Annotated in this window: 29 protein-coding genes and 1 pseudogene; 11 read left to right on the top strand and 19 right to left on the bottom strand. The window is 60.4% G+C overall.

Going from position 1 to position 25,266, the window contains the following annotated elements; translation table 11 throughout:
* Positions 1–13: 13 nt before the first annotated feature.
* The 4 genes from dsbG to PS14A_RS16960 all read right to left on the bottom strand — a co-directional run bounded on the left by dsbG (position 14) and on the right by PS14A_RS16960 (position 4,164).
* A complete protein-coding gene (dsbG, locus tag PS14A_RS16975) occupies positions 14–784 on the bottom strand; it encodes a thiol:disulfide interchange protein DsbG (protein WP_130912585.1) in 771 nt (256 codons plus the stop codon).
* Entirely contained in the window at positions 760–1,641 is an 882-nt protein-coding gene (locus PS14A_RS16970) for a TlpA family protein disulfide reductase (protein ID WP_212616808.1), read from the bottom strand. Before PS14A_RS16970 ends, dsbG begins: the two co-directional genes overlap by 25 nt.
* Positions 1,641–3,374, bottom strand: coding sequence for a protein-disulfide reductase DsbD (gene dsbD / locus PS14A_RS16965; RefSeq protein WP_212616807.1), 1,734 nt, complete (start codon positions 3,372–3,374; stop codon positions 1,641–1,643). Before dsbD ends, PS14A_RS16970 begins: the two co-directional genes overlap by 1 nt.
* A gap of 97 nt (positions 3,375–3,471) precedes the next feature.
* Positions 3,472–4,164: a hypothetical protein gene (locus PS14A_RS16960; RefSeq protein WP_130912587.1), complete on the bottom strand. Its 693-nt coding sequence runs from the start codon at positions 4,162–4,164 to the stop codon at positions 3,472–3,474.
* Between the two features lie 253 nt (positions 4,165–4,417).
* Here PS14A_RS16960 and PS14A_RS16955 point away from each other — a divergent pair, with 253 nt between their 5' ends.
* Positions 4,418–5,098 carry a response regulator gene (locus PS14A_RS16955; protein WP_042607836.1) on the top strand — a complete coding sequence of 227 codons (681 nt, stop codon included), beginning with the start codon at positions 4,418–4,420 and terminating at the stop codon, positions 5,096–5,098.
* Complete coding sequence (locus PS14A_RS16950) at positions 5,098–6,420, top strand: ATP-binding protein (RefSeq protein ID WP_130912588.1); 1,323 nt, start codon at positions 5,098–5,100, stop codon at positions 6,418–6,420. Before PS14A_RS16955 ends, PS14A_RS16950 begins: the two co-directional genes overlap by 1 nt.
* Before the next feature lie 16 nt (positions 6,421–6,436).
* Here PS14A_RS16950 and PS14A_RS26640 read toward each other — a convergent pair.
* A pseudogene (locus PS14A_RS26640) lies at positions 6,437–6,526 on the bottom strand (metal ABC transporter ATP-binding protein); the annotation flags it as partial.
* Positions 6,527–6,636: 110 nt separating this feature from the next.
* On the opposite strand from PS14A_RS26640, the gene PS14A_RS16945 reads away from it, so the two are divergent.
* The 3 genes from PS14A_RS16945 (at position 6,637) to PS14A_RS16935 (ending at position 8,983) form a co-directional block, all read left to right on the top strand.
* Positions 6,637–7,122, top strand: coding sequence for a GNAT family N-acetyltransferase (locus PS14A_RS16945; protein WP_212616806.1), 486 nt, complete (start codon positions 6,637–6,639; stop codon positions 7,120–7,122).
* Between the two features lie 141 nt (positions 7,123–7,263).
* Positions 7,264–8,676, top strand: a complete 1,413-nt coding sequence (locus PS14A_RS16940) for an aspartate aminotransferase family protein (protein WP_137216172.1) — start codon at positions 7,264–7,266, stop codon at positions 8,674–8,676.
* Positions 8,677–8,758: 82 nt separating this feature from the next.
* The gene (locus PS14A_RS16935) at positions 8,759–8,983 is read left to right on the top strand and encodes an MbtH family protein (RefSeq protein ID WP_016770808.1); all 225 of its coding nucleotides are present in this window, start codon (positions 8,759–8,761) and stop codon (positions 8,981–8,983) included.
* A 176-nt stretch (positions 8,984–9,159) separates the two neighbouring features.
* On the opposite strand, the gene PS14A_RS16930 is transcribed toward PS14A_RS16935, so the two are convergent.
* The 10 genes from PS14A_RS16930 to soxR form a co-directional block, all read right to left on the bottom strand.
* Entirely contained in the window at positions 9,160–10,065 is a 906-nt protein-coding gene (locus PS14A_RS16930) for a zinc ABC transporter substrate-binding protein (RefSeq protein WP_212616805.1), read from the bottom strand.
* Positions 10,066–10,965 (bottom strand): metal ABC transporter permease, encoded by a 900-nt coding sequence (locus PS14A_RS16925; RefSeq protein WP_007917717.1) that lies wholly within the window; start codon positions 10,963–10,965, stop codon positions 10,066–10,068.
* Complete coding sequence (locus PS14A_RS16920; protein ID WP_249121338.1) at positions 10,965–11,816, bottom strand: metal ABC transporter ATP-binding protein; 852 nt, start codon at positions 11,814–11,816, stop codon at positions 10,965–10,967. The genes PS14A_RS16925 and PS14A_RS16920 overlap by 1 nt, the downstream gene beginning before the upstream one ends.
* Positions 11,813–12,742: a metal ABC transporter substrate-binding protein gene (locus tag PS14A_RS16915; RefSeq protein WP_212616804.1), complete on the bottom strand. Its 930-nt coding sequence runs from the start codon at positions 12,740–12,742 to the stop codon at positions 11,813–11,815. The genes PS14A_RS16920 and PS14A_RS16915 overlap by 4 nt, the downstream gene beginning before the upstream one ends.
* 35 nt (positions 12,743–12,777) lie before the next feature.
* A complete protein-coding gene (locus tag PS14A_RS16910; protein WP_137216176.1) occupies positions 12,778–13,353 on the bottom strand; it encodes a DUF6162 family protein in 576 nt (191 codons plus the stop codon).
* Entirely contained in the window at positions 13,350–13,688 is a 339-nt protein-coding gene (locus PS14A_RS16905) for a hypothetical protein (RefSeq protein WP_016770802.1), read from the bottom strand. Before PS14A_RS16905 ends, PS14A_RS16910 begins: the two co-directional genes overlap by 4 nt.
* The gene (locus tag PS14A_RS16900) at positions 13,685–14,227 is read right to left on the bottom strand and encodes a thiamine pyrophosphate-binding protein (protein ID WP_073472512.1); all 543 of its coding nucleotides are present in this window, start codon (positions 14,225–14,227) and stop codon (positions 13,685–13,687) included. Before PS14A_RS16900 ends, PS14A_RS16905 begins: the two co-directional genes overlap by 4 nt.
* Positions 14,224–15,423, bottom strand: a complete 1,200-nt coding sequence (locus PS14A_RS16895; RefSeq protein WP_130912597.1) for a PepSY domain-containing protein — start codon at positions 15,421–15,423, stop codon at positions 14,224–14,226. The genes PS14A_RS16900 and PS14A_RS16895 overlap by 4 nt, the downstream gene beginning before the upstream one ends.
* A 215-nt stretch (positions 15,424–15,638) precedes the next feature.
* On the bottom strand, positions 15,639–16,097 hold the full coding sequence (locus PS14A_RS16890) for a VOC family protein (RefSeq protein ID WP_212616803.1): 459 nt from the start codon (positions 16,095–16,097) through the stop codon (positions 15,639–15,641).
* Positions 16,098–16,208: 111 nt separating this feature from the next.
* Positions 16,209–16,661 carry a redox-sensitive transcriptional activator SoxR gene (gene soxR, locus PS14A_RS16885; RefSeq protein WP_130912598.1) on the bottom strand — a complete coding sequence of 151 codons (453 nt, stop codon included), beginning with the start codon at positions 16,659–16,661 and terminating at the stop codon, positions 16,209–16,211.
* A gap of 92 nt (positions 16,662–16,753) precedes the next feature.
* Here soxR and PS14A_RS16880 point away from each other — a divergent pair, with 92 nt between their 5' ends.
* From PS14A_RS16880 to PS14A_RS16860, 5 genes are all read left to right on the top strand, one after another.
* A complete protein-coding gene (locus tag PS14A_RS16880; RefSeq protein WP_130912599.1) occupies positions 16,754–17,116 on the top strand; it encodes an antibiotic biosynthesis monooxygenase in 363 nt (120 codons plus the stop codon).
* Between the two features lie 101 nt (positions 17,117–17,217).
* Positions 17,218–17,487: a hypothetical protein gene (locus PS14A_RS16875; protein WP_016770723.1), complete on the top strand. Its 270-nt coding sequence runs from the start codon at positions 17,218–17,220 to the stop codon at positions 17,485–17,487.
* A 101-nt stretch (positions 17,488–17,588) separates the two neighbouring features.
* Positions 17,589–18,203: a LysE family translocator gene (locus PS14A_RS16870; protein WP_024013660.1), complete on the top strand. Its 615-nt coding sequence runs from the start codon at positions 17,589–17,591 to the stop codon at positions 18,201–18,203.
* 205 nt (positions 18,204–18,408) lie between these two features.
* Entirely contained in the window at positions 18,409–19,575 is a 1,167-nt protein-coding gene (locus PS14A_RS16865) for an aminotransferase class V-fold PLP-dependent enzyme (RefSeq protein WP_212616802.1), read from the top strand.
* A gap of 68 nt (positions 19,576–19,643) precedes the next feature.
* Positions 19,644–21,452: an aminopeptidase P family protein gene (locus PS14A_RS16860; RefSeq protein WP_212616801.1), complete on the top strand. Its 1,809-nt coding sequence runs from the start codon at positions 19,644–19,646 to the stop codon at positions 21,450–21,452.
* 44 nt (positions 21,453–21,496) lie between these two features.
* Here PS14A_RS16860 and PS14A_RS16855 read toward each other — a convergent pair whose 3' ends face one another.
* Both PS14A_RS16855 and PS14A_RS16850 read right to left on the bottom strand, forming a co-directional pair.
* Positions 21,497–22,093 (bottom strand): 2-hydroxychromene-2-carboxylate isomerase, encoded by a 597-nt coding sequence (locus PS14A_RS16855; protein WP_130910044.1) that lies wholly within the window; start codon positions 22,091–22,093, stop codon positions 21,497–21,499.
* Positions 22,094–22,134: 41 nt separating this feature from the next.
* Positions 22,135–22,863, bottom strand: a complete 729-nt coding sequence (locus tag PS14A_RS16850) for an SDR family oxidoreductase (protein ID WP_212616800.1) — start codon at positions 22,861–22,863, stop codon at positions 22,135–22,137.
* 91 nt (positions 22,864–22,954) lie between these two features.
* Between PS14A_RS16850 and PS14A_RS16845 the strand changes: the two genes are divergently transcribed.
* Positions 22,955–23,524: a TetR/AcrR family transcriptional regulator gene (locus PS14A_RS16845; RefSeq protein WP_212616799.1), complete on the top strand. Its 570-nt coding sequence runs from the start codon at positions 22,955–22,957 to the stop codon at positions 23,522–23,524.
* Here the strand turns inward: PS14A_RS16845 and PS14A_RS16840 are convergent, their stop codons facing one another.
* Both PS14A_RS16840 and rhtA read right to left on the bottom strand, forming a co-directional pair.
* The gene (locus PS14A_RS16840) at positions 23,525–23,806 is read right to left on the bottom strand and encodes a hypothetical protein (RefSeq protein ID WP_039759777.1); all 282 of its coding nucleotides are present in this window, start codon (positions 23,804–23,806) and stop codon (positions 23,525–23,527) included.
* Between the two features lie 169 nt (positions 23,807–23,975).
* Positions 23,976–24,863, bottom strand: a complete 888-nt coding sequence (gene rhtA, locus PS14A_RS16835; protein ID WP_130912267.1) for a threonine/homoserine exporter RhtA — start codon at positions 24,861–24,863, stop codon at positions 23,976–23,978.
* Positions 24,864–25,266: the final 403 nt, after the last annotated feature.

Below are 25,266 nucleotides of genomic sequence, written 5' to 3'. Positions count from 1 at the left end.
GTGCTTGTGAAGGCTACTTAGGCCCGAGAATCTTCACCAGCTTGTCCGGCGATGGCGCGCCTTGCTGCTGTTGCAGTTCGCCTTTGTCATCCATGTAGAAAATCGCCGGGGTGGCCTGCAGTTCGAGGTCTTCCATCAACTGCATGTTGGCCGCGAGTTTGCTTTGCACGGCGACCGGAATGTCTTTCATGGCCTTTAGCGCGCTGCCCTTGCCGGCCTTTTCGTGATCTTCCAGGGCCTTGGCCGGGTCTTTCGCCGCCAGCAGCGCGGCTGATTTGCCCGGGCTGTCTTCGCGGATGATGCCGACCATGATGTGGCGCAACTGCACCTTGCCGGCCTTGACCCATGGCCGTGCCTGTTCCCAGAACATGTTGCAGTACGGGCAGTTCGGATCGCTGAACAGGTACACCGTGCGCGGTGCATCCTTGTTGCCGTCCTGAATCCAGTTGCTCGCCTCGAACTTGCCCCAGACTTCCTTGGACATCGGCGCGTAGACCAGTTTCTGCAACGGTTCGCTGCTCAGGTCCTTGCCGTCGGCGTCGTACAGGTTACCCACCACGACGTGTTTGCCGTCCGGGGTCAGGTACAGCGCCATGCCGCGGTTCTGGTATTGCGCCGCGTACCCGCGCAGGCCATCGGGGGCGTCGAACTGGCCGACGATTTTCGCGCCCTTGGCTTCGATCTTTTTGATTGCGGCGGGCAGTTCTTCAGCAGCCTGCACCGACGGCAAGTGCAGCAGGGCAGTGCCCAGGGTCAGCGTCAGCAGGTGGCGGAGGCGGGGCATGGCAGTTTCCTTGCAGAGTTGGCCGGGGCAACGGCCTGATTCGGGCTTGAAGGCGAAGTGTCGAAGGTTTCCAGGGCGCGGGCGAGGCTGGCGTTCGACAGTTCACCGAGATGACTGGTCAGCAAACGACCGTTCGGGCTATAGAACAGCGTAGTCGGTAACGCCATGGAACCCACGGCCTGACCGAGACGGCCATTGCGGTCGAAAAGCACGTTGTTGAGGCTCAGGCCCTGGGTTTCCAGGAACGTTGCCACGCTTTGCATGCTCTCGGCCTGATTGACGAACAAGAACGTCAGATCCGGGCGTTGTTGCTGGGCGTTTTCCAGCACCGGCATTTCCCGCCGGCAAGGTGGGCACCAGGTTGCCCAAAGGTTGATCACCAGCGGGCCACCCTGATAGTCGCTGAGCTTGATCTTTTCCCCGGCGGCGTTACGCAGGGAGATATCCGGCAAGCGTGTGCCTTGTTCATAGAGATTCAGCGACAGGGTGGCAAGCAGCCAGAACGCCACGCCACTGACCACGCCGAAACCCAACGGTCGACGCAAAGCGGGCCGGCGCCAGCCGCGATACAACGCCGTCAGCAGCAGCACGATCACTCCGGGCCAGGCGAGGAAACCACCGTCGCGCAGATCGATGATCTGCCACGGGTCATTGCGATAGTGCGGCCAGTAAAGCGCGACAAACGCAATGCGCGCCGCGAGCATGCCCAGCAAAAACAGGCTGAACAGCGCTGACTCGGGGTTATCGCCGCCGCGCTTGGCCACTCGCCAGCCGACAAATGTCGCCAGCGCCAGAGCACTGATCAGCAGCAGGTGGTTGAGCGCGATGGCGAAGGTGCCGAGGGTGAACGTCAGCATCAGTTGGCGTCTCGGGTGGCGGACCAGCGTTGCAGGAAGGTGTCGGCATCGACCTCGCCGGTGATGCGCTGGCTGCGGCGTTCTTCACCGTCGGCGCCGATCCAGATGAACGTCGGCGGCCCAGGTACCTTATAGCGATTGAGCAGCTCGCGGCTGGCGGCGTTGTCGGCGGTCACATCCAGGCGCAGCAGGCGCACATCGCTCAGGGCCTGCATGACTTTGGCCTCACCGAACACCTTCTTCTCCATGACTTTGCACGACACGCACCAGTCGGCGTAGTAATCGAGCAGCACCCACTGACCCTGGGCCTTGGCCGCGTCGAGTTCACGTTGCAGGGCGGCCGGTTCCTTGATTGTGCTGAAGGCATCGTGACCCGTCGGCGCCGCGCTGGCGACAGGGCCGGCGCTGTAGACCTGCAAAGGCTGATACGGATCCTCGCTGCCACCCGCCGCACCGATCACCAACAAGCTGCCCCACAAACCGAGCAACAGGGACAGGGCGCCAAACATCTGCGCGACGCGGCCAAACCCTGCGGATTGTTTCCAGGCGCTGTAAGCCGCAATCACCAGCAGCGCGCCACACAGGCCCAGCCACAACGACGGGTCCAGTACCGGGCGCAGCATCAACAATGCAGTGGCAAGAAAGAGGAAGCCGAATATGCCCTTGAGCAGATTCATCCACGCGCCGGGTTTCGGCAGGAAGCGGTTGCCCACTGTGACCAGCAGCAACAGCGGCACACCGATGCCAATGCCCAGTGCAAACAGAATCAGACCGCCGTGCAACGCGTTCCCGCTCTGCGCGATGTACAGCAGCGCTCCGGCCAATGGCGCGGTCATGCACGGCCCGACCAACAGACCGGACAATGCGCCCAGCACCCCGGCGCCGATCAGGCTGCCGCCACTGCGGCTGCGTGAAGCATGTTCAAGGCGATCACGCAGGGCCACCGGCAGTTGTAGCTCGAAGAAGCCGAACATCGGCAGCGCCAGAACCACGAAAATCGTCGCAAACGCTCCAAGCAACCAAGGATTCTGCAACCAGGCTTGCAGGTTCGCACCGAGCAGCGCAGCAATCACGCCCATCGCCGCATAGACCAGTGCCATGCAGATCACGTAGCTGCTGGCCAAGGCAAAGCCGCGCCGTGGTGTTGCGCCACTGCCGACAATCATGCCGGCCAGAATCGGCAGCATCGGCAGCGAACACGGGGTAAACGCCAACAGCAGGCCAAGTCCGAAGAACACCAGCAGGCTCCAGCCCAGCGCTCGTTGTTGCAGGCTGCTGGCCAACGCCTGATCCGGCGCTTCGGCACCCGTTGTTGCTGCGGCTTTGCCGCCCAGATCGATCACCCGGGTTTGCGGTGGATAGCACAGGCCGGCATCGGCACAGCCCTGATAACTGACCTTGATCTGACCGCTGGCCGCCGCCGGGATCTTCACTTCCAGCCCTTGGCGATAGACCGGCTGCTCGCCGAAGAACTCATCGCTGTGGGATTCGCCTTCAGGCAGCACCGGCTGCTGCTCGGCGGCCAATCCATCGAATTTCAAGCGTTTCTGATACAGGTAGTAGCCGTCGGTGATCTGCCAGAACAGCTGGGTTTCGCCCGAGTCCAGACGCTCGGAGGTGAGTACGAATGCTTTGTCGACGGGTAAAAAGTCCGGCTTGGACTCGAACGGATTGTTTCCGGCCTGAGCCAGACCGGAAACCAGTAGAGCAAACAGAAGAAAAAAATGACGCATGGAGGAGCCTTGTCCCTGTGCAAGTGGGGTGCAGGATGGGCGGCGGCGATTAACCGATAATTAACCCTATCCTACTAGGCTCGCCGGGATTGACCAATCAGCCGCGCAGCAGGCCGGGCCAGTTATCGTCATTGATGGTTCGGGGGCCGGACACCAGTCGGTCGGACTGAATGTTGTAGGTCAAATACTCATTGTTGGTAAGGAAGATGTACCAGTAACTGTCTGCGAGTGTTCGGTCATTCTGTGCAGCGGTAATAATTCGGTCTTTATAGGGTTTCAGCGCGCCCAGTTGATATTCGCCGAAACGGTTGCGTGTCACGGTCTTGGCCTTGAAGTTGAACGATAGATAGTGCCCGTCATTGAGAATGAATCGGAACAGAAAGGGGTGGCCGGTAAGTTGAAACCAGGTGCCAGCGATGATCTTGTCAAAATATGGAAGAATCGGCTTCCACGCTGAGTCGGCTACTTTGTAGAAGGCGGCAACTTTATCCTTGTCCTGATCATACTTGCACACCATCGGGGTTGTTCCCTGATAGAAGAACAACCATGCAATATCCTCGTCGCTTCCGGCATTCCAGCCGAACGAAGTGGTGGTCAAACCGAAGCGCAGATCCTTTGTATAGGGATCGAAAGTATCCCAGCTGCCTGCGGTGGAGGCTGGGTAATTTGCCGATACGCTATTGCTTCCCAGATCAAAGCGCGAATAAGTGTCGGTGTCCTTGAAGAAAAAATAAATTCGATCAGGACCCGAGCGCCAATCTATCGCGACGAAGTGATTCAAGTTGCTCATGTTTCAAGTTCCATTTGAATGTGGTTTTGAAGTTGCAGTGCGAAACTAAATGAACTCATGTTTTCGATAAAGTCTGGATGTGTTTCTGGATCGGTAGCCCGAATTGGCAATAGTTTGACTGTATGCTTGGCATCCGCTGCTGAACACGACAATTCGCGATGTTCTCGTGCAGCTTCCCGAACTCGACATGTACCGCCATAATTGCGCCTTAATCCTCGCCTGCTTCACTCGCGTTTTTATTCATGGAGCCTCCATGCACGTACTGGTATGCGAAGACGATGAGCTGATCGCCAGCGGCATCGTTGCCGGGCTTACGGCTCAGGGCCTGACCGTCGAGCACGTCAACACCGCGTCGAAAGCGCGGGCGATGCTCAAGGTTGCTGAATTCGACGTGATGGTGCTCGATCTCGGCCTGCCCGACGAAGACGGCCTCAAGTTGCTGCAACAGCTGCGGCAGAGCGGCCTGGAGATCCCCGTGCTGATCCTCACCGCCCGTGATTCGGTGACTGATCGAGTCGACGGCTTGCAGGCCGGTGCTGACGACTACCTGCTCAAGCCTTTCGACCTGCGCGAACTGTTCGCTCGCCTGCAAACCCTGTTGCGCCGGGTGGCCGGGCGCAGCGTCAATCTGATCGAACACGGCGCGCTCACCTACGACCCGAGCAGCCGCGAAACCCGACTCGCCGGGCAGCCGGTGGACCTGTCGCGCCGCGAGCAGTCTCTGTTGCAGGCATTGCTGCACAATCGCGGCCGGGTGCTGTCAACCGAGCAACTGAAGGACAGCGTCTACGGCTTCAACGACGAACTGGAAAGCAACGCACTGAACGTGCATATCCATCATCTACGCAGCAAGCTTGGCAAAGGCATTGTCGAAACCGTGCGTGGTCTGGGCTATCGCCTCGGGCCTGCCGATGGCGGAGAGCAAGGCAAGTGATGAGTCTGCGCCTGCGCCTGAGCCTGACGCTCGGCGCCGCCTTCGCGTTGATCTGGGCGCTGGCGGCGGCATGGATGCTCAGCGATCTGCGCAATCAGATGATGTTTTCCCTCGACCAGCGTCTGGTTGCCTCGGCGCGCATGGTCGCTGGTTTGCTCGAGCAATTGCCGACCCTGCCGAGCAAGGGCGAGGGCACCCACTTCAGCGCCGAACAGCTGAACATTCCCGGTGGCATGGCCTGTCAGGTCAGCTCATTGCGCGGCGAAATCCTTGCCCGTAGCCACAACAATCCCGAGCAAGCGCTGGAAGCGGAAAAAATGGGCTTCCACGATCAGATGATCGACGGCGCGCCGTGGCGCAGTTTCACCCTGGCCCGGGGCGATGTGCGCATCACTACGGCGGATCGGCAGATCGAACGCGAAGCCTTGAACATGTCGATTCTGCTCGCCGCTTCGGTGCCGGTCGGTGTGGCCTTGCTGGGTTGCCTGTGCCTGCTGTGGCTGGGCATCGGCCAGGGTCTTGCACCACTCAATCGCCTGCGTGAGGCGCTGATGCGGCGCAATGCCGATTCCCTTGAGCCATTGCAGTTGCAGGCCTTTCCCAGCGAATTGAAGCCGTTGCTGGAAACCCAGAATCAATTGTTCCAGCGCATCGGCAAGACCATCGAGCGTGAACGTCGCCTGACCGGTGACGCCGCGCATGAACTGCGCAGCCCGCTGACGGCGATCAAGACCCACCTGCAAGTGGCGCGCATGACCGACGGCAGTGCCCGCGATCAATCGCTGGCCCGCGCCGAGGAGGGCGCCGATCGCCTGCACCGCACCCTTGAACAGTTGCTGCTGCTGGCGCGGGTCGAAGGCAGCCTGTCGTTCGATGACGGCTCGCAATGCAGCGCCGAGCAAGTGGCCAGGCTGGCGATTCAGGACGCCACCGGCGGTGAACGGCTGCGGATCAGACTGCACGTGCCGGACGACCTCTCCGCCGCGCCGCTGCAAATGCCTGCCGTGCTGGCGATTGCTGCATTGCGCAACCTGCTCGACAACGCCCTGCGCCATACGCCTGAAGATTGTGCGGTCGAGGTCAATCTCGAAAGCATCGGCAACCGCGTGCGTTTTGTCGTGCGTGACCATGGCCCGGGGATTGCGCCGGATGACTTGCAGCATCTGACCCAGCGCTTCTGGCGCAACGGCCAGAGCACCGGTTGCGGCTTGGGGCTGGCGATTGTCCAGGCGATCGTCCAGCGCTGTGACTGCGCCCTGCATTTCGACAGCCGCGCGGATGGCTTGCGGGTCGAGCTGACCATGCCGTTGCAACCCCTCTGATCGCACCTCAGATCCCCTGTGGAAGCGAGCCTGCTCGCGAATGCGGTAAGTCATTCAACATCGACGTTGACTGGCCTGACGCTTTCGCGAGCAGGCTCGCTCCCACAAAAGAACATGTTCTGGCACATCAAATGTAACTTCTCGGCGTTGGCTATCCGTGAGGGTTGGGGCTAAGGTCAACGCAGCTTTGACTCAATGGATTGAGGGAACTGCGCCATGGAAGCACCCGTCTGCATACGTTCGGCCACCTTGGCCGACTCCGGCATCATCAGTCGTATCGTCGAGCGTTCGATCCGCGTCGGATGCGCACTCGATCACCGCAATGATCCGCTGCTCGTCAGTCACTGGCTCGGTCGCTCCTGCGTCGACCTCATCAGTAGCCGTCTCGCCGACCCGCACTTCTATCTTTGTACCGCTTCGTTCGAAGACAAACCGGTTGGTGTGGGCATGGCCCGGGCCAATGGCGAAATCCTGCTGTGTTACGTCCAGCCTGAATCCTTCCGCCGAGGCGTCGGTCGGGCGCTGATGCACAATCTCGAGGGTTGGTTGCGGGTTCGCGGTGCGCGCAATGTTCATCTCAACAGCACCCGCACCGCCGAGGCATTCTATCGGCATCTGGGTTACCGACAAACCGCGCCACCCGGCCTCTCCAACGGCTTGCAGACCGTGCCGCTGCACAAACCTTTGTCCTTATCGGACTGACAACTCGATCAGGGGTGTAAATCCGCACCGCGCTGAAGCGTTTCCAGAACAGGAAACCTGCAAGTGCGCCCCGCGACCGGAACGCGCATCTGTCGGTGTGCTGTTTTGGTCAATATTCATAGCGAATTGAGGGGTCGAGAGATGTCAGTCGCCACCAGTCTTATCGAAGCGTCATCGGCCCGGGTCGCCTCGGCGCCGGCAGAAACCTTGTACGAATTCAACGAATCCCCGTTGCTGGCGCGGCAGAGCCGGCAGGAGTCCAATGCGCGCAGCTATCCTCGGCGTATTCCGCTGGCGCTCAAGCGTGCCAAGGGCCTGTATGTCGAGGATGTTGAAGGACGTACATTCATCGACTGCCTGGCTGGAGCCGGCACGCTGGCGCTGGGGCATAACCACCCGGTGGTGATCGAGGCGATCCAGCAAGTGCTGGCCGACGAGTTGCCGCTGCACACCCTCGACCTGACCACGCCGGTCAAGGATCAATTCGTCCAGGACCTGTTCGGCCTGCTGCCGACGGAGCTGGCGGCGCAGGCGAAAATCCAGTTTTGTGGCCCGACCGGCACCGACGCCGTGGAAGCAGCGCTGAAACTGGTACGCACCGCAACCGGGCGCAGCACCGTGCTGTCATTTTCCGGCGGTTATCACGGCATGAGTCAGGGGGCGTTGAGCCTGATGGGCAGCCTGGGGCCGAAAAAACCATTGGGTGCGTTGCTCAGCAACGGCGTGCAGTTCATGCCTTTTCCCTACGATTACCGTTGCCCGTTCGGTCTCGGCGGCGCAGCGGGCGTCAATGCCAATCTGAGTTATCTGGAAAACCTGCTCAACGATCCCGAGGCTGGTGTGCAATTGCCGGCGGCGGTGATTGTCGAGGCGGTGCAGGGCGAGGGCGGCGTGATACCGGCGGACATCGAGTGGTTGCGCGGCTTGCGCCGGATCACCGAGAAGGCCGGTGTGGCGTTGATCGTTGATGAGATCCAGAGCGGTTTCGCCCGTACCGGCAAGATGTTTGCCTTTGAACACGCGGGCATCGTTCCGGATGTGGTTGTACTGTCCAAAGCCATCGGTGGCAGCCTGCCGTTGGCGGTGGTGGTTTACCGCGACTGGCTCGACACCTGGCAACCCGGCGCCCATGCCGGCACGTTCCGTGGCAATCAGATGGCCATGGCCGCCGGTTCAGCGGTGATGCGCTATCTGGTGGAGCACAAGGTTTGCGAGCACGCCGCTGCCATGGGTGATCGACTCAGCGAACATCTGCACATCCTGCAACGCGACTTCCCGCAGCTGGGCGATATTCGTGGTCGTGGCCTGATGCTCGGCGTCGAACTGGTCGACCCGAACGGCGCGCCCGACGCGCTCGGTCATCCGCCAGCGTTTGCGCGTCTGGCGCCGCTGGTGCAGCGAGAATGCCTCAAGCGTGGCCTGATTCTGGAGCTGGGCGGTCGCCATGGCGCGGTCGTGCGCTTCCTGCCGCCGCTGGTGATCACTGCCGCGGAAATCGATCGGGTGGCCGAGATCTTCGGTCGCGCATTGGCCGCTGCCAGCGCCGCACTGTAAATTTTTCCGCTCGGCGAACGTTCTTTCTACATACCCGGCTGCATTTTTTGTGCAGCCGACCTTACAACGATGGAGAACCAGCATGACGTCAGTATTCGACCGCGAGGACATCCTCTTTCAGGTCGTGGTCAACCACGAAGAGCAATACTCGATCTGGCCCGATTACAAAGCTGTGCCGCAAGGCTGGCGTACCGTGGGCAAAAGCGGCCTGAAAAAGGAATGCCTGGCCTATATCGAAGAAGTCTGGACCGACATGCGCCCGTTGAGCCTGCGCCAGAAGATGGATGCGCAAGTCGCGGCGCAATAAGCGACCGGGCATAAAAAACCCGCTGGGCCAGTGATGGTCAGCGGGTTTTTTCATGTCTGGAGAGTGACGTTGTGGGTGCGGGCCTCTTCGCGAGCAGGCTCGCTCCCACAATTGAAATGCGATCCCCTGTGGGAGCGAGCCTGCTCGCGAAGAACGATTACGCGGACTTACTAAAACTACGCTCCGCTCAACCCCTTGAGCAACAAATCCACATTCCCCTCCAGCTCCGCCAGCGGATCTGCCGCATCGGTACTCAACACCACCAGGCGGCTGCCGGATTCGGCAATCGCCGCTTTCACTGGTTCTGCTGGCTGGCGATGGTGCAGCACCACCGCCACGTCATTGTCCTTGAGCGTTGCCGTCAGTTTCTTCAGTTCTTCAGGCGTCCAATCGGCATCGGGACGCGCGTCCTGTCCAGCCAGTTCAAGGTTGAGGCTGCCAATCAGATAGCCGAAGTGATCGCTCAGGCTCATCACACTCAGGTTGTCCGCCTCGGCCAGGCGCGCTTCGGTGTCCGCGCTGAGTTTCAGCAAACGCTGTTTCAACGCCGCCAGGTTGGCCTCGATCGCAGGCTTGGCGCTCGGCGCCAGGCGCACCAGGTCTGCGGCCATCACATCGGCCATGCGCCCCATGTTGTTGCTCGCCAGCCATGGCTGACTGTTCAGGCCATCAACCTGCAGGCCCGGCTGCACGGCGATGCCGGGCAGGGCGCCGTCGACCGGGCGCGCAGCGTCGACTTCGACGATACGGATGTTGCTACGCCGCGCGATCGGGTACAGCGGATCATCGGCCCACAGCGAACGCAGACCGATTACCGCGTCCGCGTCGGTGGCCAGTTTGCTCAGCGCCGGAGCGCCACGGCCGGTGAAATACGCAGTCTGACGGCTGCCGGGCAGGTTGGCCGGCGCCGCACGTTCGAGGTTGACGTTCGTGCCCTTGAGCAATACTTCGCCCAATCCATAGGTGATCGGTAACGAGGCCAGAACGCGCAAGGGTTTCGCGCTTTCAGCCGCCAGCAGCGGGGTGCAGACCACGCCACACAGGGCCATGGCCAAAGTCAGGTTACGCAGTGAAAAAGCCATTTATCCAAGGTTCCCTTTCAGGCTGGGGACGACGCCGCGCGCAATGGCGGCGAGGGCGAAAGCGATGCCGGCGACCAGAATGATCGCGGCGCCGGACGGGATCGGCAGATCGAATACGATCGGCGCGAGAATCCCGCACAGCGTACTGACGGTAGCGATCAGCACCGAACACCAGAAAAAACCTTTGAGCGACTGGCTAAGCAAGCGCGCCGCTGCCGCCGGAATCACCAGCAAGGCACCGACCAGAATCGCGCCAATCACCTTCACTGCCGCGACGGTGATCAGGGTCACCAGAATCACGAACAGGTAATCCAGGGTCTTCACCGCTACGCCACGCACCGCCGCCAGTTGCGGATTGAAACTGGCGAGCATGATGCGGTTGTACAGCGGCAGGGCGAGGGCCATGACCAGCGAACCGACGATGGCCAGCACCGCCAGATCATTGCCGTTGACGGTCAACACCGAACCGAACAGCACGTTTTCCAGAATGTGCACGTTGATTTTGCCGGCAAGAATCAGCAGCAGGCTCGCGCCCAGGGCCAGCGACACCGAGAGAAACACGCCGATCAGCGTATCCGGTGCCAGCCCTGTGCGGTTGCGCAAGTAATTGAGCAGGATGCCGAACAGCAGGCAGTAGCCAAACAGGCTGCCGTACGGGCCCGTGTAGGGTTCGCCGAGCAGGATGCCGATGGCGACACCGGTCAACGCGGCATGGCCGACTGCTTCGGAAAAGAACGCGAAGCGCTTGACCACCACCAGCGTGCCGAGCCCGCCCAGCACCGGGCCGATCAGTAGGCCGGCGAGCAAGGCGTTGACGACAAAACCGTAGGCCAGCGCTTCCGGCAGATAACCGGAAGACGCCCAACCCTGGACCATCAAACGAAAGGCTTCGTAGCTCATCAGACCGCGCTCCGTGGATGGGTGGAAAACAGCGTCAGCAGACGTTCCGGAGTCAGCGCCTGTTGCGGTGTGGCATCGAACAGCACGCGGCGGTTGAGACCGGTAACCCGATCGGCCAGCCGACCCACCGCTTCCAGGTCATGTTCGATCCACAACACCGTGATGCCCGCCGCGCGCCAGTCAGTCAGCAGACGTTCGAACACCCGGATCCCGGCCTCATCGAGGGCCGACATCGGCTCGTCGAGCACCAGCAGTTGCGGCGCCGGAATCAAGCCCTGCGCGAGCAGCACCCGCTGCCGCTCGCCGCCGGACAGCGCGCCCATGCGGCGCTTGCGCTTGCCCTGCATGCCGACCCGTTCCAGCGCTTCGCCGATGGCGCCGGCGTAGTGTTTGCTCAAGCCGAGAAAGGCCGGGCGGCGTTGACACATGGCGGCCATGAAATCGTCGACGGTCATCGGCAGGCCGCGATCGAACTCCAGCGCCTGCGGGACGTAACCAATGGTGCCAGGCTCGCCGGGCCAGTGCAGGCTGAGCTGGCCCTGATGCGGCATCTGCCCGAGCAGGGTCTTGATCAGCGAACTCTTGCCACCGCCGTTGGGGCCGACCAGCGCATGCACGTTGCCGGGCTGCACCTGGAAAGTGACCTTGTCGAGAATCGTCGTGCGCCCCAGCGTCAGGCTCACTTCCGTAAACTCCAGCGATGGCCCGGTTATCCCCTGTGAGAGCGAGCCTGCTCGCGAATGTGGTGCGTCATTCAACGAAGATGTTGCCTGATCCGGCGCCTTCGCGAGCAGGCTCGCTCCCACCGGGTTATCGGTGTTGTCAGGGATCAGGGTTTCTTTCGACGTCATGCCCCCGACTCCTGAATCGCCCGAACCACGGTGTTGAGGTTGCCGGTCATTTCCTTTTCGTACTTGTCGGCGGTGTATTCGCCGTAGGAAATGTGCGACAGCGGGTACAGCTTCACCCCGGATTCGCGCTGGATGGTGTCGACGTAGCTGGACGGGAAATCCATCTCCGAGAAGATCACTTTCACGTCGAGTTCACGCAACTGGTCGATGGTTTTTTTCAGCTGGCTCGGGCTTGGCTCGATGCCGTGAGCCGGCTCGACCACGGCCGTCACTTCCAGACCGAATTCACGCAACAGATAGTCGTAAGCTGCGTGCACTGTGGCTACGCGCAGTTCGGCGTTGGGTGCCTGGGTCAGTTTGGCCAACGCGTCGGCGCGCATCTGCCGCAGGCGTTTGCCATAGGCGCGCGCGTTTTGCGTGTAGGTCTTGGCGTTGTCCGGGTCGATCTTGCCCAGCTCGCGGGCGATGTTGTTGACCTGGGCGATGGAGGCGCTGATCGACAGGAACGTGTGCGGGTTGACCACTTTGCCGGCGCCGCGCGCAGCGACACCGGTGGCCGCCAGCAATGGCACGTTTTCGTTCGCTTCGATGGTTTTGACGTTGGGTGTTTCGCTGGCGGCGATCATCCGGTCGGCGAAGTCGTCATGACCGACGCCGTTGAGCACGATCACGTCCAGTCCGCTGATGCGCTTGATGTCTTCGGCGCGCGGTTCGTAGGCGTGCGGATTGAAGCCCGCAGGAATCAGCGGCACCACTTCGGCCTTGTCGCCGACGATGTTGGCGACATAGCTGTAATACGGATGCAGGGTGATGCCGATGCGCAGGCGTTTGCCTTGCTCGGCGCTGGCCAACGGGCTCAGCAGGCAGGCGCACAGGCCAAGCAGAAACAGGCGCAACAAGGGACGGCGAGGAGATGAAATGAACATGGGCAAGCAGTCTTCTCTCGGATAAAGGCGAGGAATCAATGGCGATGTTCGCGGGTAACCCCGGCATCGAATTGCGCGACGATCTGTTTCCAGCCAGCGGCGGACAGCGCGGCGTCGGACAGATCCCCAGCAGGCGCGGGATCGGCGCTGCGGTTCAGCCAGATGTCCGGCGCCGCGTTGGCGTCAGTGCCGACACGCATCAGAAACGAGCCGGCGACGTCAGGCGTCGCACTCCGACCGAAATAGGCGCGATCGGCGAACATCTGCCATGCATGACCGCCACGGCTGACCGAACTGGCATCCTGCGCGAACGGCGCAAAGCCTTCTTCGGCGAGCATTTGTGGTGTCGGCAGGGCTTGTTGCTCTTCGCGCAGCAAGCGGATTTCGTCGAGGGTCACTCGCAGGTCGGCATAGATGCCTTGCTCTGCGGCGCTGAGATCGCGGCGGGCGTCGTACTGGTTGCTGGCGACCGGCTCCGGTTCATGGGAAACCCCGCGCCACGCCACCACCGAGCCGGCGACCGCGAGGATCAGCAGGCACAACAGCAGCACATTGAGGGTTTCATGGCCGGCGCCGGCCGGGCGTACCACTTGCGTCGTCGGGCTACTCATGGGGCTTCGATATCCGCCTGGTCGATTTCCACCACGTGGCCTGGGCCGGCGTCGAACAGCACATAGAACTCACTGCCGGGCTTCTTGAACGTCAGCGTCGAGTCATCACCCAATTTGCCCGGCACCAGAATGGTTTCGTCGTAGCCGATCACATCGAGGGTCACCCCCGGCGCGCCGCTGCCGTCGGAGAAACCGCCGGTGCATTTGATCTGTTCGGCATCGATGGCTTTGCATTCGCACATCGGGTTGTGCGCCAGGGCGCTGGCGCTGAAACCGGCGCTCAGCAGCAGCGCGGCGCTGGCGAGCAAACGGGTCTGAAGGGGTGAGCGAGTCATGGTTTGGCTCCTTGTTTGTTCAGCCACGCAACCGTGGCGGGGGAGGCTTGGCTCAGGGGAATCGCGGCCTGGTGCATGCTGCCGTCCCAGCCTTCCATGGTGATCCACAGCTCGGCGTCAGGTTTGGTCTTCGCCGGGATCGGCATTTGCGTGCCCATGCGGTACGGGGTGCCGAAGAAGATCGTGCCAGCGGCGCGCAGACTGCGCGGTTTGCCGATGCGCAGGTAAGTGGCCTTCACCTGTTCGACGCAGGTATCACAAACGGCGGCAGTGAAATCCTTCATATAGCCCGCCGGCCCGCTAAGGTGCGGCGCCTCGTCACGCAGTTCGGCCAGGCGCAGGCTCCACGGGCCGACCTGAACGTTGCCTATTTCACGCTGGCCCAGGCCACTGTCGCCGCGAAACAGCGAGGCATCGGCAAAGTATTTCGGCATGAAGCCCAGCGGGATCAGCAACAGCAGGACATTGATGTGGAAACGCCACTTGTGCCAGAAACGCGACAGGCGCGAGGGCGGTGTGACCGAGATGGCTTTGTTCACAGGCTCGCCTCCGAAGGCTCACGGCGCAGCGCCGGCTGGGCGGTGACGCGGTTTTTCTTGTCCTCGCGTTTCAGCGCATTGGCGGTGGCCAGCGCGGTGCGCTTGGTCCAGATCAGCAGGCCGCTGAGGATCATCATGCTCAGCAACAGACCGAAGAAGAACCAGATCAACTTGATCCAGATCCCACCGAAGTCGCCGGTGTGCAGCGGGCGCATGGATTCGGTGACGAATTCCAGCGAGGACCGATCGGACAGCAACCGTGAGGAGGCCATCTCGCCGTTATACGGATTGAGAGTCGCGGTCTGGTACATCAACGGATACCAGCCACGGCCGCTGACGCTCATGTGCGAGTAGGCGTTGCCCGGCAGGTTGACGTAACTGGCCTCCAGCCCGGGAATCTTCTGCTGGGCGATTTCGATGGCGCGGTCCAGGCTGATGCGCGGCGGCGGGGTGCCAGCGGCCGAAATCGGCACACTTTCGCGGGACATCGCCGGAATGATCGGCTCGCTGGAAATGGAAATCTGGTTATCGAAAAGGAAAGCCTTGATCAGGAACCAGATGCCGGTGATGGAAATCACCGCGATGAACCAGATCGACCAGATGCCGCACAGGCGATGGAAGTCGCCCCAGAAGATCCGCGCGCCATGGCGCACGCGCAGGGTCGGGCGCAGAAAGCCTTTCCAGAAGCGCTTGTAGACCACCAGCCCGGTAATCAGCGACACCAGCATCGGCACGCCGAGCAATGACACCAGATACCAGCCCCAGCTATAGCCATTGGTGAACGGCACCAGCCACCAGCCGTGCAGGGCGCGGGTAAAGGCCTTGAAATCGAAGGCCGGCGCGGTGCCCTGGATGACCCCGGTGTACGGATTGACATAGACCGTCAACGAGCGCCCGTCGGGGTAGCTGACTTCGACGTCGAGGGCAAAGTGCGACTCGTCCGGCCGATTGATGCTCTGCACCAGGGTTTGCGGCTCGGCCTGTTTGATCGCGGCGAGAATCTGGTCATAGCTCAGTCGCGGTGCGTCGTCCGACGGCTGACTGGCGCGCATTTGCGGGTTGGCCAGCCAGACAATCTCCTGGCTGACCACCGCCAGCGTGCCGGTGACACACACGATCAACACAAAGAACCAGATCGGCAACGCCAGCCAGCTATGCACCAGGAACCACAGTTTGGAACGGGATTTCTTCGACATGATTGCGCGTCTTGATTGCGGTGGAAGGGGCCGGGCTACGGGCTTCGCAGCACTGAACTCCCCGGGAGGCCGTTCGTGGCTTTTGCCTACGCGAACGGCCTGCATTCCTATAAGACGGATGAGCGAAGAAAATCCCGAAAGCGGATATGAAAGTAAATGTTTCGCAATTACATCGGCGGTGCATTTTTTACCGGTCGATTCGAGGCAAAAAGCCCTCAGCCTTGGCTGAACATTTCCATCGCCCGCTGGCGAATCTGCTCTTCGCTCAGATCCTCCTTGTGGGTGGCGAGAAACCACAGATGGCCGAACGGATCTCTCAAGGTATCGCTGCGGTCACCGTAAAACTGGTCTTTGACCTCGGAAACGCTTTGCGCCCCGGCATCCAGCGCTTGTTGAAAGGACTGGTCGACATCGGTGACATACAGGTGCAAGCCGATCGACACCGCCTGCTGCGGATTGCTCAGCGGCCCTTGATCGCAAGGCGTGCCGAGCATGATCGCGCTGTCGCCGATGCGCAGCTCGGCGTGGCCGATGTTGCCGTCGGGCATGGTCAGGCGCATGACTTCGCTGGCATTGAAGGCTTTCTTGTAGAACTCGATGGCCTCGGCAGCCTGTTGGATGCCGAGATACGGGGTAATGCTGTGATACCCCTCGGGAATGGGTTTGACGCTCATGACGTTCTCCCTGTTTTTGTTTTCAACAGATGTGGTTACACCGGATTTACCCGGAGCAATCACTATAGAACCGTCCTTGCTGCGCAAATTGTTCGCCGACGAGCAGCGTCATCACTCATCGCGAAAGTGCGGGCCTGGCCCTCGGTCACCGAGCATGTCGCCTTTATTGCGCAACGGACAGGCTTCCATTGACAGACAGCCGCAGCCGATGCACCCGGTGAGCTGATCGCGCATCAGCGTCAATTGCCTGATCCGTTCGTCGAGCTCGCGCTGCCATTGTTCAGACAGAATCTTCCAGTCCGCCGCTGATGGCGCGCGATCCTGCGGCAGGATTTTCAGCGCTTCGCCGATCTCCGCCAGCGGTATCCCCAACCGTTGCGCGACTTTGATCAACGCCACCCGGCGCAGGACGGCGCGCGGATAGCGGCGCTGATTGCCGGCATTGCGTTCACTCTTGATCAAACCTTTGGCTTCATAAAAATGCAGCGCCGTGACTGCGACGCCACTGCGCGCCGCAACCTCACCCACGGTGAGAGGCTTGTGCACCTGCTCTTTGCTGATCATGCGGAAAATACTCTTGACCTTGACTTAACTAGAGGTTTTACCCTGCAGCTCTTCGGGTCGCAAGGCTCGCTTCAAGATGAGTGGGGCTTTCCATGAGCAATCGCAGCTTTACCCAATTGATCGAATTCGAAATCGAACCCCGCCAGCAAGCGGCGCTGGTCTCGGCATTGGCCACGCAGACCGAGCGGCTGGCCCAGCGTTACGACGGGTTTCTCAGCGCCAGCGTGCAGGCCAGCGACGACGGCCGCCGCGTGTTGAGCTTTTTGCAGTGGCAAAGTCGCGAAGCGGGGGAGGCGGCATTTCACGGTTTCGAAAGCGGGGAGCAGGATTTCTGGCAATTGATCCGCACTCATCGGGCGAAAACCGTGACCTTCAATTCGTTCCAGGTGCACAGCAGCATTGCCCGCAGCCACGACGACGCGCTGCACTGCCGTCTGCCGGTCAGCCAGTATTAGCGCAAAGCTGATAGCCACTATTGAGAGCGTTGATTTCTGCGCGAGCGAGCCGGGGCGTAGCCTTTCTTCATCGACCCCACATTGCTCGCCAGGACGCTCCCATGAACCGTTTACTGACTGTTTCGCTGATGCTCGCTGTTTCCGTACTCGCCGGTTGTGCCGGCCATGTTTCGCCAGAACTGCGCCCTTACACCGCTGAAGAGTCCCGCGAACTGGCACTGGAAGCGCTGAACCGCAGCGGCCTGTCGTTCGACGAATACCACGCGAAAAAAGCCCAATTGCTCGGCCAGCCGCAGAAGACTTTCGGCTTCGACCAACAGGGTGAGATGAGCGCCGAACGTGCCATACAGCTGCACGGCCGTCCAAGCTGAAAGCAAACTGTACTGCTTGAAGTTTTCCCTAACTGTCCGTGGGTTTGCCGGGCCGTGTGGGATAGGGTCAACAGCTGAACGACCCTGGATGGACTGCCTCGATGAACCTCTCGCTTGATCTGCTGTTGGGCTTTGCCCTGTTTGCCCTTGTCACCTCTATCACACCGGGGCCGAATAACACCATGTTGCTGGCGTCCGGAGTGAATTTCGGTTTCAACCGCACCATTCCGCACATGCTCGGCATCAGCTGCGGCTTCTTCCTGTTGGTGGTAGCGGTGGGCTTTGGCCTTGGCGCCGTGTTTCAGGCCTATCCGATTCTGTATACGGTGCTGCGTTATGTCGGCGCGGCGTATTTGTTGTATCTGGCGTGGAAGATCGCCCACTCCGGCCCGGTCGGCGACAGTGCCCACGGCGAGGCGAAACCGATCAGCTATCTGGGCGCCGCGGCGTTCCAGTGGGTCAATCCCAAGGCGTGGATCATGGCCATCGGTGCCATCAGCACGTACACGCCGATGCAGGGTTATTTCTATAACGTTGTGATCATCGCGGCGGTGTTCGCCATCATCAATCTGCCCAGTGTCGGCCTGTGGGCGGCGTGCGGCACGCTGTTGCGCAATGTGCTGAAAGATCCGCGCTGGTTGCGCGTGTTCAATTGGGGCATGGCGGCGCTGTTGGTGATCTCGTTGTACCCGTTACTTCTGGAAAGCTTTCACTGACGCATTGCTTCAATCGCCGGCCCGATGCCTGTTAAGCTCGGTTTCAGGAGCGTTCCTACGCACTTTTAAATGAAGCCCTACTTCTTTAACGGCATCCGATCAGGTATTGATGACGCTCTCGAACCCATGCACAGCTCACGAGGCTGTGCATCGTCGTTTGCAGACACGAGCCTCCTGATCCCGGAACACGCTCTGCGAGACCTTTATGAACACACGTCCGTTGTATTTCGATTACGCCGCCACCACCCCGGTGGACGAGCGGGTCATCCAGGTGATGATCGAATGTCTGGGTTTTCACGGTAACTTCGGTAACCCGGCGTCCAGCTCCCACGCTTTCGGCCAGCAGGCCCGGCAGACGGTCGAGCAGGCACGTCGGCAAGTCGCCGATCTGGTCGGCGCGCAGCCTGAGCAGATCGTCTGGACCTCTGGTGCCACCGAATCCAACAACCTCGCCCTCAAAGGCGTCGCCCAGGCCCGTGGCGTTTGCGGCGGGCACATCATTACCAGTCAGATCGAACACAAGGCCATTCTCGACACCGCGCGGCAATTGCAGGACTCGGGCATTGCCGTGACCTATCTGGTGCCGGACGCCCAAGGCTTGATCACGCCGCAAGCGGTCAGCGAAGCGATGCGTGACGACACTTTTCTGGTGTCGCTGATGCTGGTCAACAATGAGTTGGGCACGGTCAACGATGTCGAGGCGATTGGCGAAGTGGTGCGCAGTCGGCAGGCGTTGTTTCATGTTGATGCGGCGCAAGGCGCGGGCAAAGTCGCGATCGATCTGAGCCGCTGGCCGGTGGATCTGATGTCGTTTTCCGCACACAAACTCTACGGCCCCAAGGGCATCGGCGCCTTGTATGTCGGCCCGCAGGCGCAGCAACGCTTGCAGGCACAGATCCACGGCGGCGGTCATGAAGGTGGCCTGCGCTCCGGGACCTTGGCGACTCATCAGATCGCCGGCATGGGCGCAGCGTTCGCGCTGGCCGCCAGCGCATTCGATGAAGAGAAAAAGTCCATTATCGCTTTGCGCGAACGCTTGCTCGCACGCTTGTTGACTCTGCCAGGCGTACGCCTCAATGGCAGTGAATCGCAACGAATACCGCACACCCTGAGCCTGACCTTCAGCGAGGGCGAGTTCAACAGCGCCGCATTGAGCCATTCGATCGCGTTTTCCGCGACTTCGGCATGTAATTCCGCGAGCAACGCACCGTCCCACGTGCTGCTCGCGCTCGGGCACGATGCGCGGCTGGCGGGGCGCACCATTCGCTTGAGCCTCGGGCGGTTTACCACCGTTGAGGATGTCGACAAGGCCGTTGACCTGATCACAACCGCCTGCGCCAGTGCCCCGGCATTCTGGGCGACAGGGCTCTAAACAGCAGACGCTTTCCATGGCCGCGAAGGCTACGAACAATAACGATGACGCGATTAGCAGGAGACATGATGAGTTCCCACACCTTGACCGAAGGATCGGTGCCTCAGCGCCTGGCGCATACCCGTGAACTGATGCGCCGCGAAGGCATCCATGCGCTGCTGGTGCCGTCCGCCGACCCGCATCTTTCGGAATACCTGCCGGGCTACTGGCAGGGCCGGCAATGGCTGTCGGGTTTCCACGGTTCGGTCGGTACGCTGATCGTCACTGCCGATTTCGCCGGTGTGTGGGCCGACAGTCGTTACTGGGAACAGGCGACCAAGGAGCTCAACGGCAGCGGCATCGAACTGGTCAAACTGCAACCGGGGCAGCCGAGCCCGCTGGACTGGCTGGCCGAACAAACCCCTGAGGGCGGCGTGGTTGCGGTGGACGGCGCGGTGATGGCAGTGGCGTCGGCGCGTACGCTGAGCAGCAAGCTCGAAGCACGCGGCGCTCGCCTGCGTACCGATATCGACCTGTTGCAGGAAGTCTGGCGCGATCGCCCGAGCCTGCCCAACGCGCCGATCTATCAGCATCTGCCGCCGCAAGCGACCGTCAGCCGTGGCGAGAAACTGGCGAAACTGCGCGAAACCTTGCAAGAGCGCGGTGCTGACTGGCATTTCATCGCCACCCTGGATGACATTGCCTGGCTGTTCAACCTGCGCGGTGGTGACGTCTCGTTCAACCCGGTGTTTGTTTCGTTCGCCTTGATCAATCAGCAACAGGCCACGCTGTTTGTGGCGCTGAGCAAGGTCGATGCCGATCTGCGCGCGGTACTCGAGCAGGATGGCGTGACGCTGCGTGACTACCGCGAAGTGGCCGATGCGTTGCGTGCTGTGCCGAGTGACGCGAGCCTGCTGGTCGATCCGGCGCGAGTGACCACGGGGTTGCTGGATAACCTGGACAGTGGCGTGAAACTGGTCGAGGGTCTCAACCCGACTACGTTGGCCAAATCGCAGAAAAGCGAAGCCGACGCTCAACACATCCGTAAAGCCATGGAGCAGGATGGCGCGGCGTTGTGCGAATTCTTTGCCTGGCTGGAATCGGCATGGGGGCGCGAGCGCATCACCGAACTGACCATCGACGAGAAGCTTACGGCTGCCCGTGAACGTCGCCCCGATTATGTTTCGCTGAGCTTCAACACCATTGCCGCATTCAACGCCAATGGCGCGATGCCGCACTATCACGCTACCGAAGAAGAGCATGCGGTGATCGAGGGTGATGGTCTGTTGCTCATCGACTCCGGTGGCCAATACCTTGGCGGTACCACAGACATCACGCGCATGGTCCCGGTGGGTACGCCGACGCAGGAGCAGAAACAGGACTGCACGCGCGTGTTGAAAGGCGTGATTGCGCTGTCGCGGGCACGATTCCCGAAAGGCATCCTGTCGCCGCTGCTCGACGCCATCGCTCGTGCGCCGATCTGGGCTGACAACGTCGACTACGGTCACGGCACCGGTCATGGCGTTGGCTATTTCCTCAACGTTCACGAAGGTCCGCAAGTGATCGCTTATCAAGCGGCACCGGCACCGCAGACGGCGATGCAGCCGGGGATGATTACCTCGATCGAACCCGGCACTTATCGCCCGGGCCGCTGGGGCGTGCGCATCGAGAACCTGGCGATGAACCGCGAGGCCGGCAGCAGCGAATTCGGCGACTTCCTCAAGTTCGAAACCCTGACGCTGTGCCCGATCGACACCCGTTGCCTGATTGCCGACCTGCTGACTCAGGAAGAAAAGCAGTGGCTCAATGCTTATCACAGTGAAGTACGCGAGCGTCTGAGTCCGTTGCTGGATGGCGCGGCGCTGAGCTGGCTGAACGAGCGCACTGTGGCCATTTGATCGATTTACCCAAGGCACCGCTCGCGATGCCTTGGGGCTCGGCTTCAATCCTGGCGCAATGCCTCTTCTACGAAGTCGAGTCGATCCTGACCGAAGAACAGCTGATCGCCGATAAACATGCTGGGGGCACCGAAGACGCCGCGCTTGATAGCGGCTTCGGTGTTTTCCTTGAGTTTGGCTTTGACTGATTCATCGTTGCTCAGGGCCAATACTTCTTCGGGATCGAAGCCGTTTTCAGTCAGCACGGCGGCGATGGTTTGCGGGTCGTTGAGGTTACGGCCCTCCACCCAAAGCGCCCTGAACAGGCAATCGACGAACTCGGCGAAACGCTGTGGCTGATGCAGTTGAATGCCGGTGACGGCACGCATCAATATCAGCGTGTTGATTGGAAAGTGCGGATTGAATCTGAGCTGTACGCCGTAGCGTTTGGCGAAGCGATCGAGGTCCTGAAACATGTAGCGGCCCTTGGCCGGAATCACTGCCGGCGAAGCGTTGCCGGTGGCTTTGAATACGCCACCCAACAGCATCGGGATGTAGATCAGTTCGCTTTGGGTATCGGCGCAGATTTTCGCTAGCTGGGTGTGCGCCAGATAGGTGGTGGGGCTGCCGAGGTCGAAATAGAATTCCACGGTTTTGGTCATGATCAAATTGCTCTCTTATTGTTGTAATGAGGGAGGAGGGCTTACCAGCGTTCGTTCCAGGGACGCAGGTCCAGCTCAAAAGTCCAGGCATCCCGTGGCTGACTGTGCAGATACCAATAGTTTTCAGCGATGTGCTCCGGATTGAGAATGCCGTCCTGATCCTTGGTCGCGTATTTTTCGGGAAAGCTGCTGCGGATGAAGTCGGTGTCGATCGCACCATCAACCACAACGTGGGCGACATGAATGTTCATCGGCCCCAATTCTCTCGCCATGCTTTGCGCCAGTGCGCGGATGCCATGTTTGGCTCCAGCGAAAGCGGCAAATCCAGAGGCGCCGCGCAGCCCGGCCGTGGCACCGGTGAACAGAATCGTGCCGCGCTGCCGAGTGACCATGCGCTTGGCCACTTCACGAGCATTGAGAAAGCCGGAGAAGCAGGCCATCTCCCAGATCTTGAAATATTTGCGCGCGGTTTCTTCGAGAATGCTGCACGGCACGTTGGCGCCGATGTTGAAGACGAAGGCCTCGATCGGGCCGACGTGGGTTTCGATGTCTTCGATCAAGGCGATGACGTCATCTTCCTTGCGCGCATCGCAGGCAAAACCATGCGCCTCACCGCCCTCAGCGATGATTGCGTCAACCAGTGGCTGCAGTTTGTCGGCGCTGCGCCGGGTCACGCAGGCTATAAACCCCTCACTGGCAAAGCGCTTGGCAATTGCCCCGCCCGTGGCATCACCGGCACCGACAACCAACACGACCTTCTTGTTATTCATGGGTGAATCCCTTTGGGTTAACGATCGTTTAGTTAACGAACGTTATGCTAGGATTGGGGCAGCGTCAAGGCGATCTACTTCAGGAGATGACATGCGTTATTTGGCCGGACACAAATCGGAAACCCGCGAACGATTGCTGCAAAGCAGCGCGCTGTCGGCAAAGAAATCGGGGTTTTCCACGGTGGGCGTGGATGGCCTGATGAAAGCCATCGGTTTGAGTGGCGCCGCGTTCTACAGCCACTTTTCATCCAAGGATGCCCTGTTTGCTGCCATCGTAGAGCGCGAGTTGAGTGAGAGTCTTGAGCGTCTTGGTGGGCAGGGCGGTACGGATCGGCAGCGTCTGGAGCGTTGTCTGAAGCAGTACCTGAGCATGGCCCACGTCGAGCAACCCGAGGCCGGTTGCGCGTTGCCGACATTGGGCGCAGAGATTGCCCGTGCCGATGTGCGGGTGCGTGAGCAGGCTGAAGAATGGATCTGCCGTCTGCAGCAAAGTTGGGCGCAGATACTAGAAAGCGAGAGTCTGGCCTGGTCGGTGCTGTCGCAATGCGTGGGCGCATTGGTGGTCGCGCGGATGCTGGCGACACCGGACGTACAGCGTACGGTGTTGCGCTCGAGTCACGAGGAAATTACACGTCAGCTCGCTTTGTCCCGAGCCGAGTAGTTATTTGCAGATGACGATCATGCTGCGGCTGGTATAACCGGCCGGGTTCAAGCCGAACGGATAATCGCCAGGTTCTTCGACGGCGTCCCCGGATTTGGCGATCACCTTGTAACCCTTGGGCGCGCAGGAATTGGCGGCGCTGGTGTAGCACTTGTCCCATGAGGATGAAAGTCCGGAACAGTTGATATGCAGCCCCTTCTTGCCGCGTTTGACCTGGGTTTCCGAGGTCGCTGCGCAACTCGCGATCGCCAGCAGGGCGATCAATAGCAAAATTCGTTTCATTACCATCCTTAATAGCGGCCACGAGTCTGGTGCTCGGGTCTGCCTGTATTCGCTCGCGTTTGCAGCGTTGTGCCGTCCTTTGCGAAAAAATCCATGCCTGGCGATGGGTTACGAAGCTAAACATGGCCTAAATGAGCACCAATTACCAGATCTCACTTTCTATTAAGCTTCAGTCGGCAGCGACAGCAGGCTTTGCTCCGCTGCCCATGGTCATGGTTGCGCCCACCGACGCCAGGATAATGCACAGGATGGCCAGCCATTGTGACAATGAAAGGTATTCCTGGAGAAAAAGCAGACCTGATAGCGCGCCGAATGCCGGTTCAATACTCATGAGAGTGCCGAAGGTGCGCGCGGGCATTCGGGTGAGAGCTACCATTTCCAGGGTATAGGGCAGAGCGGTGGAGAGAATGGCGACACCGATAGCAATCGGAATCAGTGATGGTGTAAGCAGCGCCGCGCCGGCATGAACGATTCCGATCGGCGCCACAAACAGCGCGGCGATCATCACGCCCAACGCAGCCGTAGTCACTCCGTTATCAGCGCCGGCCTTCTGCCCGAAGAGAATGTACAGCGCCCAGCACACCCCGGCGCCCAGCGCATAGCCTGCTCCGACCAGGTCTATGCCAGCAGTGGTTGTCCCAGTAGGTATTAATAGGAGCAAACCGGCTGCAGCGAGCGCGATCCAGAGAAAATCGATGGCTCGGCGAGAGGCATATATAGCTACGGCCAGAGGGCCAGTGAATTCCAGCGCAACGGCGATGCCCAGCGGCACCGTGCGCAGAGACATATAGAAGAGGAAATTCATCCCGCCCAATGCCATCCCGTAGATGATTACGGTACGAAGAGACTTGGCGGTCAGCTTTGCACGCCATGGGCGCAGTATCAGCAGCATGATCACGCTGGCAAAGATCAGGCGCAGCGTGGTTGTGCCCTGTGCCCCTATTACGGGGAACATGCTTTTGGCCAGAGAAGCGCCCGACTGGATGGACGCCATGGCTATCATGAGCAGGCAAACCGGAAACAATGTGGAGGAGAGAGAGCGGGGGTGGTGATTCATTGCGCGGCAGCATCCAAGGCAAAAACAAATATTGTTGTGGTAGTGGGCAATATACTGCGCATTGGAGTGGGCTGCGTCTATATATAGAGAAGCTTTTTAAGCTTTTGAAAGAAAAGCGAAATTAACGGTTGACGGCAGATTCCAGAGGTCTATAATTCGCCCCACTTCCGGCGCAGTCGAAACGGAAAACTCCTTGAGATTCAGAGAGTTACACGGTTTTCGACAGCGGCTTGCTTCAGATCATCGAAGCCTGGAAGGAGTTGAAAGAGCGGTGATGTTTGGCTCTTTTAACGGTTCGATCTTCTCGATCGAAAGCGGAGAAAAAGAGGTGTTGACAGCAGCGATTAACGCTGTAGAATTCGCCTCCCGCTAACGAGAGATCGGAAGCGCAAGTGGTTGAAGT

It is taken from the genome of Pseudomonas sp. 14A (assembly GCF_018132745.1).
Taxonomy (GTDB): Bacteria; Pseudomonadota; Gammaproteobacteria; order Pseudomonadales; family Pseudomonadaceae; genus Aquipseudomonas; species Aquipseudomonas mercuritolerans.
Note: the sequence above shows the minus strand (reverse complement) of the source record. Positions and strands in the feature narration are given on the sequence as shown.